The sequence below is a fragment of the Methylotuvimicrobium sp. genome (assembly GCF_050611805.1).
Classification (GTDB): domain Bacteria; phylum Pseudomonadota; class Gammaproteobacteria; order Methylococcales; family Methylomonadaceae; genus Methylotuvimicrobium.
Window position 1 is genome coordinate 50,078 of the sequence record NZ_JBNGHF010000003.1, and the last position, 17,677, is coordinate 67,754.

Consider the following 17,677-nt stretch of genomic DNA (forward strand, 5'->3'; position numbering starts at 1 on the left):
GGATTGGCTATGCTTTGTTCGAGGAATGTTTCCAGTTTTGAATGCGAACATCAAAAATAATCACAAAACCGAGGAAAATCCCGATGAAAAAAATAATCAGCTTAGCTTCAATCATTGCATTATCCGCATTAACCCAAGTATCCGTTGCAGCGGAAGACACGCCTGCAAAACCGAAACATGAAATGAAAATGGATCATGACATGGGCGGCAAAGGGAAAATGGAAGGAATGGGCCAAGGAAAAATGGATCACGGCAAGATGCAAGGAAAAGGCGAGATGGACCATGGAAAAATGGGAGGCATGGGTGACATGGGCGGTATGGATCATGAAAAAATGCGCGAACATTTAAAAATGAAACAAGAATACCAACTGAAATTGCATGGGCTAACGAATAAAATTCTGGCCGAGAAAGACCCCGCCAAACAACAAAAGCTTAAAGACGAACAATTAAAACTAATGGAACAACATCATATGCAAATGATGAAAATGCATAAAATGATGAAAGGCCATAAAATGTAAAACCGATCTCAAGATCGTTTTCAAGTCGCGGCCGGCATGGCCGCGATTTCAAACTAAAGCCCAACTCAACCAATGATTTCCATCCCTCCGCATAAAGGCCGAGGCGCGGCCGGCAACCCTAACGGCCGTTATAACCTAGAAAGCCGTGAGGCGTTTGACGACGGTTGGGATTATTTCGACATCGAAACCCCGCTACACACTGAAGTTTCGCTGGAAACCGCAAGAACAATCATCAGCCGTAACCAATCGCCCGACATTCCTTTCGAACAATCACTCAACCCGTATCGAGGCTGCGAACACGGCTGCATTTACTGTTTCGCTCGCCCGACTCATGCTTATTTGGGCTTGTCGCCGGGTCTGGATTTCGAAACCAAACTCACGGCAAAACCCGAAGCCGCAGAATTATTGCGCAAAGAACTTCAAAGCCGCAAATATCGCTGTACGCCGATAGCCTTAGGCGCCAACACCGACCCTTATCAACCCATCGAACGCCGATACCACATCACCCGGGAAATACTCGAAGTATTGAGCGAATTCCGCCATCCATGCACGATTACGACCAAATCAGCCATGATTGAACGCGACATTGATTTATTAGCGCCGATGGCCGAAAGCAATTTAGTTCAGGTTAATCTTTCGCTCACCACATTAAAACCCGAACTTTCCCGAACACTCGAGCCTAGAGCAAGTTCGCCACAGCGCCGACTGCAAACCATTACACGGCTACATGAGAATAAAATACCGGTCAATATCATGCTCGCCCCGGTGATTCCGGTACTCACCGATTCGGAATTGGAAAGCATTCTCAAAATCGCTGCCGAAGCCGGCGCGCAATCCGCCGAATATATCCTGATCCGGCTACCGCTTGAAGTGTCGGAATTATTCGAAGAATGGCTGAATACGCACGTTCCAAATCAAGCCAAGCATGTAATCAATCGTATTCGAGACTGCCGAAGCGGGCGCGCTAACGATCCGCGTTTCGGTACCCGGCTACGCGGAGAAGGCGTCTATGCCGATCTAATAGCGCAACGCTTTCGCATTGCTACGCGCAGACTCGGACTCGATTCCGGCATGCCGGCACTCGATTGTTCCCGTTTTAAATCTGGCCCGATTCAAATGGATCTATTCTGAATCAACGAACTCTGTTCTCAGCGGCAGGAAAACTCAACGCCGCCAACGCATAGAGCCACAATGCCGAAAACACCAAGACGGTAAAGCCGAACTCGGTCGCTATCAGCGCCGCTAATATCGCACTTATAACCGAAGCACAGCCGTTTACGCCCCAAGCCCAAGGAATCAATGCCGGAACGCTACGCCCAAGGCTCGCCATGCCCATCGGAAACGGCATGCCCATGAAAAATCCTAGCGGTACGATCAAGGCTATCGAACCGAGTACCTTACTGAATTCGCTACGTTGCAATAAAAAGCCGGTAATGAATTGAAACTCCAAGATATAAGCAGCGCTTAACAACACGTTTGCGGCAATCGGCATGGCAATCCATAACCGGTTATTCTTGTCGGACAGTTTTTTGGAAAAACGGCTACCGATCCCGGCGCTCAACAGAAAGGTACTGACCACAACGGTAATGGCATACAGCGGATGGTGCAGAATCAGGATAAATTTTTGAATAAACGCAATTTCTACGAACAGAAAAGCCAAACCGAGACATGAAAAATAAAAGAAGATACGCCAATGCATCGCAGAGCCGGTTTCGATACCCAGTTTGCGCTTCCAAAACCAAAGCGGCACGATGATCAACAAAAAACTGACAGCGACCGCCTGCGCTAAACCGACAATCAATAATAAATAGCCGCTTTCCAATAAGGACATGCCGCCTTGGCCCAGCAGCGACCAGATTTCAGGTAAGGTCCGCCATTTGAAAAAATGAAAGAAATACGGCCGATCGTCGGTGGCAGGTTTGATATTGAATTTGTAATCGGCTATAAACGCTTCGCGCTCCTCGCCTAGCAATGCCGTTGCCGCTTGATAATAATACGGCTCCTGTAAAATATTGAAGCGATTGACTTCAGTCTCGGCAACCCCCGGATAATAATCGGCATCGAAACCTCGTTCATCGCGAAATCGCCGTAAAGCGGCCAACTCCGCTTCGGAAAACGTCCCGTTTTTGATCAGCATCGTCGCGGTTTGCCAACTGCGAATCAACACGATGCTTCGTTCAGGGTGTTCGCTACCCAACGTTTTTAAGGCAGCGCTGGCGGTCGCGATTAATTTAAGCGTGTCGCGCGGCGGTATCTTGATCCAGCGCGTCATGCTCAGATAACCGCCCGGCGTCAAATGTTCCAAATAAGCCTTAAGCGCTTGCTCAGTATACAGATAGGTTTCCGCCAGCGCATAAAGCCCGGCTGACGAAGCGCCAAATGCGTCAAGCAGTGAAAGATTGATCAAGTCATAGCGATCACGCGAAGTCGCAACAAAACCACGTGCTTCGGCGGTATGCAACCGAACCCGAGGATCGCTGTAAATATGGCCGGCGAAATCGGCATGTTTATCCTTGATTAAAGCGATCGTTTGCGGGTTCAACTCGACCGCATCGATAGCCGGTATCTTGTGATAAAGTGCCTGCAACACATCGCTACCGGTTCCCGCCCCCAAAATCAACACTTCTCCGAGGTCTTGCAAATGATAAGGCAAGGCCGATGTGCTTTGATCCAAATAAGCCAGATTATCGGGGTTACCGTCATAACGCGTGATCGCCGACAAATTGTCGGCATCGGTAAAGACGCCCAATTGCTCGGGCGGTTCGGCATCGGCATTCAGACTCAATCCGGGCGCATGGCGTAGCGGCATTTGCGTGCTTTCGATGACGCTTAAAAGACCCAGCGGGCTGGAATAATTCTCGACGACTTTAGTTCCCCGAATTCTCAATTGCTGGCTCAAGCCTTTATAAGGCGAGATGTTTAGAGTCCAGTTCTGCAAGGCCAGTACGAAGATTGCGGCCACGGTAGCCGCACCGACGGTAAACCTCACCCCGACTCGCCAGCGCCGGAAAAACAAACGCTGCACTAACAAACTGGCAACAATGCTCAAACCGCCGATGACCGGCAATATTTTTTCCGGGAATAAGACGAACAACAAGGCAATGATGCTCAGGCTACCGATGCCCGCTCCGCATAAATCGGCCGCATAAATCGACGAGACATCGCGGCGATAGCGAAAAAAAGACAAACCAATCACATTCGCGGCGAAAAAAAACGGCAATGACAGTAATAAATACAGACCGCTTAAATAGCCAAGCTGTTCTGTCGCCCATAACAGTTCGGCCGGGTTAAACGGGATTTGTTGCGCGATTAGAAAACAAGCAGGCGCGGCCATGCCGAATAACAGCAGATTGATCGTGACAGCCAACCCGTAGACACCGATCAAACGCTCCCGATTGAATGCCAAAAACACACCACTCACGCCGTATCCGAGCAAGGCCAAACTGATGATCAAATAAGCAAAATGATGCCATTGTACGATCGAAAACAAGCGCATCAACAGCACTTCATAGGCCAAAGAACCGGACGAAGTGGCCGCAATCGCCAATAACAGCGGAAAAGCCGGTCTTCGTGTCATGGCTTAACGATCTCCCGTTAAAGGCACAAATCTGACCGGCAATAACTGTCGGCTCGTAATGCGGTTTTCTTGATCCTTGTTCACCAGCACGAGATGCTGCACGGTAAAACGGCCTCCGACCGGAATGATCATGCGTCCGCCCGGTTTCAATTGCTTAATCAACGGCGGCGGAATATGACTGGCGGCCGCGGTCACCATGATCGCATCGAACGGCGCAGCCTCTTCCCAGCCATAATAACCGTCGCCCGCGCGCGAGTGTACCTTATCGTAGCCTAAGCGTTTTAGATCACCCGCGGCCCGTTCCGCCAAAGCATCGATAATTTCTATCGTATAGACGCTACCTGCCACTTCCGCTAAAACGGCTGCCTGGTAAGCCGAACCGGTACCGATTTCCAATACGCGGCTATTTTCGTCAAGGTCCAACAAATCGGTCATGATCGCGACGATATAGGGCTGAGAGATCGTCTGCCCATATCCGATCGGCAACGGTCTATTCAGATAGGCATTAAGACGCTGAGCCTCCTGCACGAATTCATGCCGGGGCACTTTACGCAAGGCCTGCAAAACTTTCTCATCCAACGCGTCTTTGCCGAGAAAATAGCTTGTCGACCTGACATCTGCTTGAATCGCATCGACCAGGCTATTGCGCTGCCGCTCATAGGCCATCTCGCCGGCCAGCGCATAGTTAGTCACACCAAACAGCATGAATGCAAAAAATAATAATCGGAATTGTTTATTCACTGTTTTCGTCCTCCTCGCCGATCATTTCAGCATTCGCCGAAAAGGTCTAGGCTTAGTTATGATAAACCGCGTCTCAATATGAAATGAATCATGCCGGATTCATCATTTACGAGACTTGTCAGCGTAAAAAGTTCGGTTTATTGTGAATCGAAATCTTCGTTAATCGGGATGTTGGCATCACCTGCTTATCATGATCAAAAAAATCATTGCCAAAAACCCAACCGAGTCGCATTCTTCACTTTATGACAAACTCTTTCAAGCTTATCGCTTTTTCGTGCTGTTTAGCCCTGCCGCTTATCGGGAGCGGCTGTTCGCATTCGCAAATCGCAACGGAACCTTTCCCGATTTGGGGAGAGTCGATTTTTTTGCCGGTGGAAAACGGCGAATCACGGCGTCATATGCAAATCCGGCAACCCTCGCAATCGACCGACGACATCCAAGCTTGTATTTTGATCGTACACGGCATGAACGAACACACCGGCCGCTATGCTGAAATCGCCCGGCATTTCGCAAACCGTTACCTCGTCGCCGGCATCGATATGACCGCACATGGTTTGAGTAATCCGGTCTATTTAGAGGCGCATGAAAGCCTCAAAGCCGGCGCCGATGAGTTTGATGTCGGCTCGGCGTTTTTGAAACAAGCCCAACTCAGAAACCTCGATGCGATGCGTAGCGACGTGGGATTGGCGATCCAGCATCTGAGACAACGCTGCGATGAAAGTGCGGGAGACGACAAGCCGCTGGTTATTCTATCGCATAGCCTCGGGTCATTGGTCAGCGCTTCTTATTTACTCGAAGCCAAACTACAAAATTCGGTCGACGGCATCATTTTTACTGGCCCCGCGTTCGCGGTGACCGAAGTCCCGGGCTGGCGCGGTTGGTTTCAAAACCCTTTGATCCGTTTTTCCTATCATACTCAGGAGCATTTCCTCCATCCGCATGACGAAGCATTCCCGCTGATGCTGTTCAATCAAATCACGGCTTTGCTAACCGTGCCTTTACAAAACGGCATCATCGAATTTTTGTCGTTGCCCGGCATGCGAAACTTATTTTCACCCAGCAGCCCGGACTGGGTCTCAGCCTATCTCAGCGATTGGGAAGTCGAGCGCTTACGCCATAAACATGATCGCTACATCATGCATCGGACGATACTGCGTTACGTGCAAGGCGTGCAAAAGGAAATCATTCAATTCAGACGAAACATGGCCGATTTCGACACGCCCTATTTGTTGATTTATTCCGAATTCGACCCAATTACCGCAGCTTGGGGTAACATCGACTTCGCGGCCGTAACAATCGAAAAACACCCCCTGAACGAAGTCGTGCCGCTTATCGGAAAAAGCCATCACGAACAATTGTTTTCCAAACCGAAGTTGCGCCGAGAAATCGTAGATAAAATCGATCGATGGCTCGAATCGTTGATTGCGAAACACAAATAACCGAACGAATACTGATTGAGGTCGTCGCGGTGGACATAAAATTACCGGTCAATACTCAAACGCTTACCGCGTTAGCCAAGGTAAAAGATCATCCGTTGGCACAAAAAATCGGTCAAGCGCTCGATGCTACAGTGATTCGAATCGACAACAAACAAACTGGCATCGCTTTAAAAATTAACGATCATACCGTAGAGGTTCAAAGCAACCGGCCTTTACCATTGGAAAATGGCCAACCCTTAAAACTCATCGTTACCCGGCTGATACCGACGCTCGAATTTAAAATAGATTCCAATCCGTCACAGACCAAAAACGCTCCGGTTACCCTAACGGAACAAGCGGCTGCTCCTGCAACCAAACTCGATACCGCCACGCCCGACAAGACCTCGTTTAACCGCTTACCGCCACCGTCCAGTGAATCGATACAGGCTAAAGTCGTATCGGTAGGCCCGGATAGAATTCAACTTTCGTTTTCGACCGATAAATCAACTGCGGGCACGCCTTGGCAAACGGTTGAATTACGGGCCGATAAAAATTCCGTTCAAAATCTGAAGCCCGGACAAAACGTTATTGTGGAGATTGCCCGGCACGGACAATCCCGGGAAATTAAAATCGTACCGGCAACTCTCAGAGATATTCCGGCTACCCTTGGCCGCGAAAATACCGGCGGAATCGAAACCTTACCGATCGCGCGCCGTGACATTCCGGCAGTCGTCCGTGACATTTTACCGAGACACGAAACGCCAACCGTACTACTCAATCAACTCATTGCCGACTTGCCGTCTCTGCAAACCAATAAAACCGTTTCCGAAACATTGATAAAATTAGCCCAAGAAATACTGCAAAATCTCCAAAGACCGGAACAATTGACCGACGGTAAGACACTTAAAACGGCAGTCGAACGTTCCGGTTTGTTCCTCGAATCCCGATTGCTCGAATTGACCAAACAGCAACCGGATCTTCTCAAATCGGATTTCAAAGGCTTATTACTCAAATTGATCCAGATTCTCAAACCGGAAACGGCCCCTCAATCGGAAAAACCGGTCAACGCTACGGAAATGGAACAACTCAAAAATTTGCTGCAAAAGACCGAAAATAGCGTCGCTAAGTTGACTCTGGATCAACTCGCCTCATTACCCAAGGACGACTCGCCGAAACAAGTCTGGCTTCTGGAAATACCATTCCTCGGCGAAAGCAAGGCGCAATCTGTCAAAATAGAAATCGAGCGCGATAAACGTAACGGTTCCGAACAGGACGAACAAACCAAATGGTCGGTTTTTTTGACGATAACGCCGCCTAATTTAGGAACGCTGCACTGCAAATTGTCTTATTTGGACGACAAAATCAATGCGCATTTTTGGAGCGAACAAGAGACAGTAACCGGCCTTATCAAACAGAATATCGAACATTTAAAAAAACAATTAGAAGCCGAAGGACTCAATCCCGGCTATATCGATGCTTTGGACGGCACGCCGCCCAGGCAGGAAAGCGCCCCATTGATACCAATGGGTTTGATTAATGAAAAGGCATGACCACAAAAATGTTGTTCGGATTCGCTATCTCTTAATCATCATAGAAAAAGCATTTTGTCCACGAAAGACACAAAAATATTCAAATACTTAAACATGACAAAGTCGAACTATTCAGTCCCGCGTAATTATCGTTCCCACGCTCTGCGCTCATCGTTATATAAAAGTATCGGTAAACTTGCTAAACAGAGGTCATCGTATACCTGGAAACGGTGTTGTTTGATAAATCTGCGGATATGGAACATCAGTGGCTTCGAAATCGCGACGAAGGCGTCGCTCCCAAAAGGGGGCCGGATGCTCTGTGGGAGCGATCCTCAGATCGTCCCTCACCTAACGCTAGGTGAGGGAAAGTCGGGAACGTTGGGCGACAAAAAATGGTATCGAGGCCTCATTGGCTAAGATTGCAAAACAGTAATTTTTTTCTGGTTCCCACGGTCCTCCGTGGGAACCCATACCTTGTCAGCCGAGGCAAGATCGGTATGCATTCCCACGCTGGAGCGGTGGGAACGAGGAAACATGAAAAAGTCGAACTATTCAGTCCCGCGTAATTATCGTTCCCACGCTCTGCGTGGGAATGCCTGAGTACCGCTCCAGCGGTACGAGACGCTAGAGCGTCTCGGGCTGCATTCCCACGCTATAGCGTGGGAACGATAGGGGGATGTGAATAATTACGCAAAATTTACTAGAGCACCTATACTTATCATCACTTTAAAAAACAAAGTTCGAGAGAGCATTATGGTACCTAAGTCATTGATCGAAAAAGTCGGTTCTTTATATACCTTGCCGGATGTTGCATTGCGCGTCAATGGACTCCTAAGCTCCGATAAAGCCAGCAACGATCAATTGGAAGAAATCATCGTTCACGACCCGGCATTGACAGCCCAATTGTTAAAATTGGTAAATAGTGCCTATTATGGATTTCCGGGAAAAGTCGATACGGTTTCTCGCGCGATTTCGATGATTGGCCGGCAAGAATTACGAAATATAGTTATCGCGACGTCGGTGGCATCGACCTTTCAGGACATTCCGGAAGACTTGGTCGACATGGAGACGTTTTGGTATCACAGCATCACCTGCGGCGTATTGGCCCGACTATTGGCAGAACAATGTAAGAGAAGGGAGCGCGAACGTTTTTTCATCGCCGGCTTATTAAATAGCATCGGCAAGTTGATTTTGTTTAGCCAGTTTCCGGAAAAAGCCGGCGAAGCCTTGAGTTTTAAAGACCAAGGCGAGGATGCGGTCGCCGAAGCCGAGCAACGCATTTTCGGTTTTACCTATGCCGAACTCGGCGCCGAATTATTGAAGGAATGGAAATTACCGAGCAGCATTTGGCAATTAGTCGCTGCGCAAACCGATCCGATGAAAGCGGACGATATCCTTCAAGATGCGTGCATCCTGCATGTGGCGGCTAAAATCGCCGCGAGTATCGAGCCCTGCTCGGTAAAAACCTATGACTTCGAAGACTTCAACCCGACCTATCTGCCGGAAGCCTGGGAGACATTAGGCCTTAGCGACGAATCGATTAAGCCTTTAACGCTGGATGCCTCATTACAAGCATTCGAGATCTTGGGAATTATTAGACCGGGAGCGACTTTGATATTTTGATTGCTCAGACCTACTAGCGGTAAGAATGGCCCGTTATTAATTTTTATAAAACCGCCTCAATTAAATCCGCAGCCATTATTTCCCGGTACAATGCTTGCCGTTACGTCCAAACCATTTGTATTGCAAAACTGGTAAAGCTCTTGATCGGGTACTTTATGAATAGAGTAACAATAATTAAATGCACCGCCACCGTAGCGGTAACAAATCTGACCTCGACTGGCAAATTCCCATATTCCTAATTCTTTAGTCGGATCAATCGGATCGTTCGGGCCTTTCTTATAGTCGAATAACTTTCCGCTTGGCTCATGAAATTCCTGCCATTTATCGCCATTAGCCTTTTGAGCACAAACAGTATTACCCGGTAAAAGAGTAGTTAAGGCGGTAGGCGAAAGTTTTGTCGTTGGCTCACAGTCAGCGGCAACCTCGCCAGCCATCCCGGCAGATAGGAAAATCCCAAGCATAATCATTTTTTTCATAGTTAAACCCATTCAAAAAGAATAAAGAAAAATTCTCGGACCCTGTCTTTTATAAAAAATTAAATTTTAGGACCACGACTCACGTAGACTAGCATTAACGAAAATCGGGATTGTCGACTTTATTTACACTTATCCCGAGAGATGCCGAATACCTTTCAAGCATTTGTTTACCAAATTCGTTCGCACACGGAATCGTTCATCTTCATGAAGGCGCGAGACATTGCCTGTCGAGGAACCCAAACACCTGAACCCTCTAGGATAGTTAAACTTAATCAAGAAAACCTGAAATCAGATACTGACGGTAGTTCCCTGCTGCCGCAACACCCACGATAAAAAAACATATAAACCAAAAATAGATTAACCATTGATAATTAAATATTTTCCTACCATATTAAAATCTATAGAATGAAAAAAACCAATCTTCCAGGTTCTTAGATAATATTGTATTTTTCAAATAAGTTCTATTTTTTTCATAATTGATAGCGATTTAAGCATTAACAAACCATTTGCCGACAAATAGATTTTTCGGGCGTCTTAGGATAAAAGAGCGAGTTGCTTCACCCAATTGATTGGGCTTTTCTTGGAACAATGCGCATAAAAATATTTCATATTAGCTCAACGATTCAATAATTTTAAAAAACAACAAGGCGCCGATAATTTGTCAGCTATTTTTACAAACAATCAACTTCTTTTTTTCTATTAAAACATAAGCGATTGTTTTTAAATAGAATTAACATATAGGCAACAATTTTGCTTAATATATCAAAAATCCATTCTTCTGACCTCAATAACAAGGATTATCACCATGAAGCATAAAATAAAGCTATTTAAATCATTTATAATCGCAGGCACTATGATCGTTATCTCGCCGGCAAACGCTAGTTTCGAGGGCTATTATGATGTTAGTAATTGGCAAACTGCGATTACCCCAGGATCCGATGCCTCTATCGACCTTAACAATGCACCAAACTCCATTACATTGATTGGAGGCGATAACGCCATTGATCCGGAAGAACTCTTTGCAACTATCGACTTTACAATAAGCGCGGATGCTACCGGCATGCTCTCATTCAATTGGTCTTATGAAACAACCGATGAATCAGCCGAATGGGATCCGTTGTCTTTTCTCCATAACGGCACTGAATATGCTTTATCGGCAGATGGAGGCTCTTTAACTCAATCCGGTGTTTTTGAATTTAATGTTCAGCTTGGAGATGTATTCGGTTTTCGCCAAGCATCATTGGACAGCCTCTTTGGTCGAGCTCAATCAACAATTAGCAACTTTTCTGCTCCGGTTCCGCTTCCCGGCGCATTGGTTCTGTTCGGAATCGCTTTAGCAAGTCTGAACGTTTTTCGCCGCAATCGCGCCGAGTAGAAACAAGTCGGGCATTGTGTAGCAACAACCCTCAACTCCGGAAGAGCAGTTCAAGTACTCAAATAGCGATCGACCTGAACGCAAAGGATGGGCAGTTTAGAGCCTCAATGATTTAATAAACTGCTCTTTTTAAAATTAATACCCTAGTACTCAGCCAATCTTGTCTTCACAGGTAAAAGTAAAGCGGATTTACGCCGAGCTAAACGATTTTTACCCGACATTGTAAAAATGACTGGGTACTAGCCGATCAACATAGTTTTGCGAAGTTGAAAGCTCTAATCGAACTTTCAACTATCATTTACAAATTTTCGGCTTTCAATCGCGCATCCATAGCCCCCGCCAAATCCCCTTGCATTTTTTTTGCTTCGGCGATCAAGAGCCAGCAACGTTTTTTTAACCTGCTATCGGAACCCGCCAATATCGCCGATTTTTTAGCCAAGTCCTCGGCTTGTTTAGGCTTCGCTTGTTTAAGACGAACTTCAGCCAATTTATAAATCAAAGTCGCGTTTCTCGGCTCGATTCTTAGCCCTCTCTCCAAAACAGCAGCCGCCGAATCAAGATTACCCGCACCGGCGCTTCGGTCCGCATCGGAAATCATCGCAATTGCAACCGGACTCAATTGAGTCGATTGCACTTTTTCGGCAGGGGTTGCCCACGCCGGAGGGGCAGGCGGTTCTAAGGGAGCAGCTTTGACCTCCGGCGGCGCAACTGGCTTTTCTTTGACGATAGGCTTCGCCGGTTGCGGAACCGGTGTTTTATAATACGGTTCAACCGGAGCGGCCGCCTGTTGTCCGGTTAAACCGGCACAACCGACCGTCAGCATCGGCAGCATGGATATAAAGTACTTGTTCAATCGCATTTAAATACTATTCAATAAAGGTTTAATTGACCGGTAAACAAAATCGACCGGAAATTAAATTAAAGCTAAGTGGCTGAAATTAATCCTACCAACTCGAAAAAAAATTTCGCATCACATCAATTGATGCCATCCGTTGCAGTATATTCGAAACACCTTCAGAACACGAATTCTAATCGAGCATCAACAGTGCAAGAACCTGACAGGAACAGAAACCCACTCGAGCCTGTTAAACCATTAAACTCAAAGCAATCGAGTGAATAGCGCAATCATCAATGACTACAACAAACATAAACCAGCTTTCTTCCCTGACTCAACGGATCAAACAATGGGGTCTGGAATTGGGTTTTCAACAAGTCGGCATCGCCGACACCGATTTGGCCGAAGCAGAGGCCCATCTCAATCATTGGTTGGACAAAGGTTTTCACGGCGAAATGGATTATATGCAGCGGCACGGACTCAAACGCAGCCGGCCTGCCGTTTTACAGACGGGAACGCGCAGTGTTATTTCGGTGCGCATGGACTATTTGCCCGAGCCTCCAGCAGCGATGAATCGCAACCTTGAAGAACCACTAGCCGCTTATATTTCAAGATATGCCTTGGGCCGGGATTATCACAAGTTAATGAGACAGCGCCTCCAAAAACTGGCCGACCGGATTAAAAACGAAATCGGCGACTTCGGCTACCGGGTGTTCGTAGACAGCGCGCCGGTTCTCGAAAAAGCGTTGGCCGAGAAAGCCGGACTGGGCTGGATAGGCAAGCATTCCAATGTCATCAATCGTAAGGCCGGCTCTTGGTTCTTTCTCGGCGAGATTTATACCGATTTAGCTCTGCCGCCCGATACAAAAGCCGGCAATCATTGCGGAAGTTGTATGGCGTGCCTCGACATCTGCCCGACACGGGCGATCGTTGCACCCTATCAAGTCGACGCGCGCTTGTGCGTGTCATACTTGACGATCGAATTACACGGATCGATTCCGGAACCGTTAAGACCGTTGATCGGCAACCGAATTTACGGTTGCGACGACTGCCAGATCGTTTGCCCATGGAACCGCTTCGCCCGCTTGACCGACGAAAAAGATTTCAATCCCAGACAGCAACTCAACAGCCGGCAATTACTCGAAGTTTTTGAATGGGACGAACCGACTTTTCTGAAATATACCGAAGGCTCGGCGATACGAAGAATCGGTCACGAGCGCTGGCTAAGAAATATTGCGGTCGCGCTCGGTAACGCCCCTTATTCGGAATCGATCGTTTCGGCCTTGAAAACCAAGCTCGAACATCCGTCCGACTTGGTCAAAGAACATGTTTTATGGGCTATCGCCCTGCAGATCAAAAAAATAAAAAAAGCCGGAAGTCACCTCTAGTGACGCTCCTGGATTCGAATCGTAATGCTTCTATGAAACAAAACAGATGGTCTAAATCGAAGCCTCATAAGAAGTAAACGAATCGATTGATCCCGGAGAATAATTATACCTTTCGCACTTCAAATTTCGGCAGTGCCAGAGAAGGAGCCTGGGTGTCCGATAAAGGCTTTGCCTACATGGACGTATTCACGGCGTCCTTTAACGGACACCCAGGCGCCGAATTTTGATCTACGACGGGTATACAAAATTGCATTAGCTGATAACCCATTCAAGGCCATATTTTTTGTATCGTTGCTCTTGTCGGGATTATCGACCTCTGGGGACGCAGAGCTTCCCGGAATGCATTCCCACGCAGAGCGTAGGAACGATGAAAAAAAATCAATATATCTATCAATTTTTCAGCCATAGAAAATTGTTTTATTTGGCTATTTTGTGGGGATACATTAGGGATTGAGGGGGATTTATTTTAAAAAATCTCCCCTAGCCCCTCTTTTTCAAAGAGGTGGACTGAATACTTACAAACGAATCGATTGTTTCCGTAGAATAATTACAAAATCGAATTATCTGATGATCCATTCAAGGCCGTATTTTTTATCGTAGTAATAGACGATCGCCAAAATGGCCAGTTGACCAAAAAACAACAGCCAGAAATACACCATGAAGAGCATAATCTTGATCGGTTTTTCTTCCGATTTTTTTTGTGCCGACAACAACCAGCCTCCGACGAGGGAAACGATCAAAATCAAACCGCCAACCAGTGCTATATTCATTTTCGAGCTCTACGCAACATCACTCTTTCGGCGGCGGTGGCGCCAATACTTCGCGCGAACCGTTAGATTCCGCCGGACTCACGACACCTGCAGCCTCCATATCTTCAATCATGCGGGCCGCACGGTTATAGCCGACCTTAAAACGGCGCTGCACACTGGATATCGACGCCTTACGCGTTTCGGTAACAAACTGAACCGCCTCGTCGTAAAGCGCATCGGTTTCACTATCAGTATCGGAAAGCCCGCCGAACCCATCGCTATTATCGCTTCGCTCTTGCGTAATTTCGTCCAAATAATCGGCAGGACCCGTTTCTTTAAGAAACTCGACAATACGATGCACTTCGTGATCGTCGACGAACGCACCGTGTGCGCGAATGGGAATACTGGTTCCTGAGGGCAAAAACAACATATCGCCGTTACCCAATAGCGTTTCCGCCCCGCCCTGATCCAAAATAGTCCGGGAATCGATGCGCGAAGAGACCTGAAACGATATCCGGGTCGGTACGTTGGCCTTGATTAAACCGGTCAAGACATCGACCGACGGACGTTGCGTCGCCAGAATCAAATGAATGCCGGCCGCCCGCGCTTTTTGCGCCAATCTCGCGATCAACTCCTCGACTTTTTTGCCGACGATCATCATCATATCGGCCAGTTCGTCGATTACGATCACGATACTCGGCAAGGTCGTCAAAACCGGAAATTCCTCGCCCTCTTCGAGCGGTCTCTCCAACACGAAAAACGGATCGCGTATACTTTCACCTTTCGCATCGGCATCGTTGATCAATTGATTGAAACCGGCCAGATTTCTGACGCCCATCTTGGACATCAACTTGTATCGGCGCTCCATTTCGGCAACGGCCCAACGCAAGGCATTACTGGCCTCTTTCATATCGGTCACGACCGGCGTCAATAAATGCGGAATGCCTTCATAAACCGACAGTTCCAACATTTTCGGGTCGATCATGATCATTCGAACCTCTTTCGGCGTGGCTCGGTATAGCAGGCTCAAAATCATCGTATTGATCGCAACCGACTTACCGGAACCGGTCGTACCGGCTACCAAAGCATGCGGCATCTTGCCTAGGTCGGCAACGACCGGCGCACCGGAAATATCCTTGCCCATCGCCAAGGTCAGCGGCGATTTAGCTTTCTCGAAACCTTGCGAAGCCAATAGCTCACGAAGCGTGACCATTTCTCGCTCCTGATTCGGGATCTCCAACCCGATATAAGGCTTGCCGGGAATGACTTCGACGATACGAACGCTGGTTACCGATAACGCGCGCGCGAGATCTTTCGACAAACTACTGACTCGACTGACTTTAACGCCGGCCGCGGGTTGCAATTCGAAACGAGTGATTACCGGGCCGGGATGGACAGCAACCACTTCGGCCACGACATTGAAATCCTGTAGTATTTCCTCGACCAAACGGGACATATCCTCCAATTCGTTTGGCGAATAACCTTTGACCCGGATATTGCGTTCATCGAGCAACGATAAAGGCGGCAATTCGCCTTCTGAAACCTTACTAAAATCGATTTTCTTTGGCTTGGCTTTACTCGGTGGAACAAACGATTCTTCTTGCAAATCCACTACTGGAGCGGCTTTGGTTTTTTTCAGGATTTTTCCTTTCGTTTTTTCACGAGGCTTGGCCGAAACCGGAGACTCCGCGACCCGTCTTTCATATTGGTTTTGTAGCACCCCGAACAGTCCTTGGCCTAACCAACGAAAAAACAGTAAGGTGTATTTACCCACGCCATCCATCAATTTAAACCAAGACAAGCCCGTAAATAACGTTACACCGGCCAATAGAATCGCTAATAACATTAAGGTCGCACCGGAATCTCCCAACGCCAACACAAAAATATCCCCGGTTTCCTGGCCTAAAATGCCGCCGGTCGAACCGGGCAAATCCATACGAATTCTCAGAAAATGCAGATATATCAATGAAGTACCAGCCATCAAGGTAGCAATAAACCCCAACCAACTAACCGCAATACTCAGTTTACCGGTTTCACGGCTTTTTCCGACATACATCAAATAGGCTTGGCGAATTATCATGATCGGAAACAAATACGCCATCAATCCGAAAACGCTGAGTGTAAAATCGGCCAGCCAGGCACCAACCATGCCGCCGGCGTTATTGATGCCTTGCCCGCTGCCGCTATGGGTCCAGCCGGCATCTTCATTACTAAAAGTGACGAGTGAAATTAAAAAGAACAATGCACAGGCCGCCAAACCTAATAAGGCAACCTCTCGCAAACCTCGAAATGTTTTTTCTTCAATCACTGCAGACATAAACAAGTTCTCTTAATTTATTCGATAAAACATAATTATAGATGATTAATTGAATATATAACATGAATTAGCCCCAGATCGGGGAAATAGATGATCGCTAACCTAGCGCAAATACGTCGATGCGGAAGCTGCCGAAAGCAGAATTTCAAATTTCGGTGAAGATCCGGGAAGGGAAAGAATATACCTTTCGTACTTCAAATTTCGGCAGTGCCTGAGGAGGTGTCGGGGTGCTCGGCTAAGGCTTTGCCAGCATGGAGCTGGCATAGAGCCTACAGGGACGTATTCACGGCGTCCTTTGACGGGCACCCCGGCGCCGAATTTTGATCTACGAGGGGCATACTTACACTTACCCTTCACGACTTACCGCTAACCGCTCACTGCTAACCCCATACACAGCCATCAAATCTCAACGACCTTATTCACATCAAAACCGTCAACCGTTTTACGCCCCATATAACCTCTTGGATTGCAAAGTATTCGAGCGCCGGCGATACGATAATCGCTTATGCTGTGCACATGGCCATGAAACCAAGCCGCTACCTCGTACTCATGCAAAAAGGCTTTTAAATCATTACAATAAGCAAATTTTTTCAATGCATAAGGCGAATCGTTCCAACTCCATGAAGTAGGCGCATGATGTGTCACTACTACGGTTTTGCCGTCGAATGGCCGTCGCAATTCGGCTTCAAGCCATTGTTTCGATCGCTGATGTAATTTATAAAAGCTTTCAATATCGAAAGCATGACCGTTATAGGTAATTTTTCTAAAATCATTCAAAGTTTTCCCTAACGCCTCAGCCGTCTCTACTCCGTCTATCATTAAATCCGCCCATAGCGTGCATCCCAGAAACCTGACATCCTGATAAATGAAGAGATTATTTTCCAAAAAATGAACTCGGCTTCCCGCACATTCCATTCGTAACATTTTCAGCACTTCATAATATTCCCCGGTATAAAATTCGTGATTGCCGGCTACATAAATGACCGGTTTATTGAAAGTTTTCAGCCAATCCACTCCTTGTTTGTTTACACCGATATCGCCGGCGGCAATGATGATGTCGGCGTCATTGCTTGGTGTTTGTAAATTGCCGAATTCCAAATGAACATCAGAAAAATAATTAATCTTCACGAT

General features: G+C 47.2%; 14 protein-coding genes. 7 read left to right on the plus strand and 7 right to left on the minus strand.

What is annotated here, in order from left to right:
- Positions 1 to 83: 83 nt before the first annotated feature.
- Together ACRJJO_RS02545 and ACRJJO_RS02550 are read left to right on the plus strand one after the other, a co-directional pair.
- Complete coding sequence (locus tag ACRJJO_RS02545) at positions 84 to 518, plus strand: hypothetical protein (protein ID WP_431064373.1); 435 nt, start codon at positions 84 to 86, stop codon at positions 516 to 518.
- A 72-nt stretch (positions 519 to 590) separates the two neighbouring features.
- Positions 591 to 1,649 carry a PA0069 family radical SAM protein gene (locus ACRJJO_RS02550; RefSeq protein WP_431064374.1) on the plus strand — a complete coding sequence of 353 codons (1,059 nt, stop codon included), beginning with the start codon at positions 591 to 593 and terminating at the stop codon, positions 1,647 to 1,649.
- Between the two features lies 1 nt (position 1,650).
- On the opposite strand, the gene ACRJJO_RS02555 is transcribed toward ACRJJO_RS02550, so the two are convergent.
- Positions 1,651 to 4,095 carry an SAM-dependent methyltransferase gene (locus ACRJJO_RS02555; protein WP_431064375.1) on the minus strand — a complete coding sequence of 815 codons (2,445 nt, stop codon included), beginning with the start codon at positions 4,093 to 4,095 and terminating at the stop codon, positions 1,651 to 1,653.
- A 3-nt stretch (positions 4,096 to 4,098) separates the two neighbouring features.
- Positions 4,099 to 4,836: a protein-L-isoaspartate(D-aspartate) O-methyltransferase gene (locus ACRJJO_RS02560; RefSeq protein WP_431064376.1), complete on the minus strand. Its 738-nt coding sequence runs from the start codon at positions 4,834 to 4,836 to the stop codon at positions 4,099 to 4,101.
- A gap of 242 nt (positions 4,837 to 5,078) precedes the next feature.
- On the opposite strand from ACRJJO_RS02560, the gene ACRJJO_RS02565 reads away from it, so the two are divergent.
- From ACRJJO_RS02565 to ACRJJO_RS02575, 3 genes are all read left to right on the plus strand, one after another.
- Positions 5,079 to 6,275, plus strand: a complete 1,197-nt coding sequence (locus tag ACRJJO_RS02565) for an alpha/beta fold hydrolase (protein WP_431064377.1) — start codon at positions 5,079 to 5,081, stop codon at positions 6,273 to 6,275.
- A complete protein-coding gene (locus tag ACRJJO_RS02570) occupies positions 6,242 to 7,804 on the plus strand; it encodes a flagellar hook-length control protein FliK (protein WP_431064378.1) in 1,563 nt (520 codons plus the stop codon). The genes ACRJJO_RS02565 and ACRJJO_RS02570 overlap by 34 nt, the downstream gene beginning before the upstream one ends.
- 732 nt (positions 7,805 to 8,536) lie before the next feature.
- Positions 8,537 to 9,406 carry an HDOD domain-containing protein gene (locus ACRJJO_RS02575; protein WP_431064379.1) on the plus strand — a complete coding sequence of 290 codons (870 nt, stop codon included), beginning with the start codon at positions 8,537 to 8,539 and terminating at the stop codon, positions 9,404 to 9,406.
- Between the two features lie 56 nt (positions 9,407 to 9,462).
- Here ACRJJO_RS02575 and ACRJJO_RS02580 read toward each other — a convergent pair whose 3' ends face one another.
- On the minus strand, positions 9,463 to 9,882 hold the full coding sequence (locus ACRJJO_RS02580; protein ID WP_431064380.1) for a hypothetical protein: 420 nt from the start codon (positions 9,880 to 9,882) through the stop codon (positions 9,463 to 9,465).
- A gap of 805 nt (positions 9,883 to 10,687) precedes the next feature.
- Here ACRJJO_RS02580 and ACRJJO_RS02585 point away from each other — a divergent pair.
- A complete protein-coding gene (locus ACRJJO_RS02585) occupies positions 10,688 to 11,257 on the plus strand; it encodes a PEP-CTERM sorting domain-containing protein (RefSeq protein ID WP_431064381.1) in 570 nt (189 codons plus the stop codon).
- A 298-nt stretch (positions 11,258 to 11,555) separates the two neighbouring features.
- On the opposite strand, the gene ACRJJO_RS02590 is transcribed toward ACRJJO_RS02585, so the two are convergent.
- Positions 11,556 to 12,116, minus strand: coding sequence for a tetratricopeptide repeat protein (locus ACRJJO_RS02590; protein WP_431064382.1), 561 nt, complete (start codon positions 12,114 to 12,116; stop codon positions 11,556 to 11,558).
- 272 nt (positions 12,117 to 12,388) lie between these two features.
- On the opposite strand from ACRJJO_RS02590, the gene queG reads away from it, so the two are divergent.
- Positions 12,389 to 13,480, plus strand: a complete 1,092-nt coding sequence (gene queG / locus ACRJJO_RS02595) for a tRNA epoxyqueuosine(34) reductase QueG (protein ID WP_431064383.1) — start codon at positions 12,389 to 12,391, stop codon at positions 13,478 to 13,480.
- Positions 13,481 to 14,040: 560 nt separating this feature from the next.
- Here the strand turns inward: queG and ACRJJO_RS02600 are convergent.
- From ACRJJO_RS02600 to ACRJJO_RS02610, 3 genes are all read right to left on the minus strand, one after another.
- Positions 14,041 to 14,250, minus strand: a complete 210-nt coding sequence (locus ACRJJO_RS02600; protein ID WP_431064384.1) for a hypothetical protein — start codon at positions 14,248 to 14,250, stop codon at positions 14,041 to 14,043.
- A gap of 19 nt (positions 14,251 to 14,269) precedes the next feature.
- Positions 14,270 to 16,546: a DNA translocase FtsK gene (locus ACRJJO_RS02605; RefSeq protein ID WP_431064385.1), complete on the minus strand. Its 2,277-nt coding sequence runs from the start codon at positions 16,544 to 16,546 to the stop codon at positions 14,270 to 14,272.
- A gap of 399 nt (positions 16,547 to 16,945) precedes the next feature.
- On the minus strand, positions 16,946 to 17,674 hold the full coding sequence (locus ACRJJO_RS02610; RefSeq protein WP_431064386.1) for a metallophosphoesterase: 729 nt from the start codon (positions 17,672 to 17,674) through the stop codon (positions 16,946 to 16,948).
- Between the last annotated feature and the right edge of the window lie 3 nt (positions 17,675 to 17,677).

Excerpts from the sequence above, each read along its gene's own strand:
- ACRJJO_RS02545 (WP_431064373.1), top strand. The coding sequence starts at position 84 with ATGAAAAAAATAATCAGCTTAGCTTCAATCATTGCATTATCCGCATTA.
- ACRJJO_RS02550 (WP_431064374.1), top strand. The coding sequence starts at position 591 with ATGATTTCCATCCCTCCGCATAAAGGCCGAGGCGCGGCCGGCAACCCT.
- ACRJJO_RS02555 (WP_431064375.1), bottom strand. The coding sequence starts at position 4,095 with ATGACACGAAGACCGGCTTTTCCGCTGTTATTGGCGATTGCGGCCACT.
- ACRJJO_RS02565 (WP_431064377.1), top strand. The coding sequence starts at position 5,079 with ATGACAAACTCTTTCAAGCTTATCGCTTTTTCGTGCTGTTTAGCCCTG.
- ACRJJO_RS02570 (WP_431064378.1), top strand. The coding sequence starts at position 6,242 with ATGGCTCGAATCGTTGATTGCGAAACACAAATAACCGAACGAATACTG.
- ACRJJO_RS02575 (WP_431064379.1), top strand. The coding sequence starts at position 8,537 with ATGGTACCTAAGTCATTGATCGAAAAAGTCGGTTCTTTATATACCTTG.
- ACRJJO_RS02580 (WP_431064380.1), bottom strand. The coding sequence starts at position 9,882 with ATGAAAAAAATGATTATGCTTGGGATTTTCCTATCTGCCGGGATGGCT.
- ACRJJO_RS02585 (WP_431064381.1), top strand. The coding sequence starts at position 10,688 with ATGAAGCATAAAATAAAGCTATTTAAATCATTTATAATCGCAGGCACT.
- ACRJJO_RS02590 (WP_431064382.1), bottom strand. The coding sequence starts at position 12,116 with ATGCGATTGAACAAGTACTTTATATCCATGCTGCCGATGCTGACGGTC.
- queG (WP_431064383.1), top strand. The coding sequence starts at position 12,389 with ATGACTACAACAAACATAAACCAGCTTTCTTCCCTGACTCAACGGATC.
- ACRJJO_RS02600 (WP_431064384.1), bottom strand. The coding sequence starts at position 14,250 with ATGAATATAGCACTGGTTGGCGGTTTGATTTTGATCGTTTCCCTCGTC.
- ACRJJO_RS02605 (WP_431064385.1), bottom strand. The coding sequence starts at position 16,546 with ATGTCTGCAGTGATTGAAGAAAAAACATTTCGAGGTTTGCGAGAGGTT.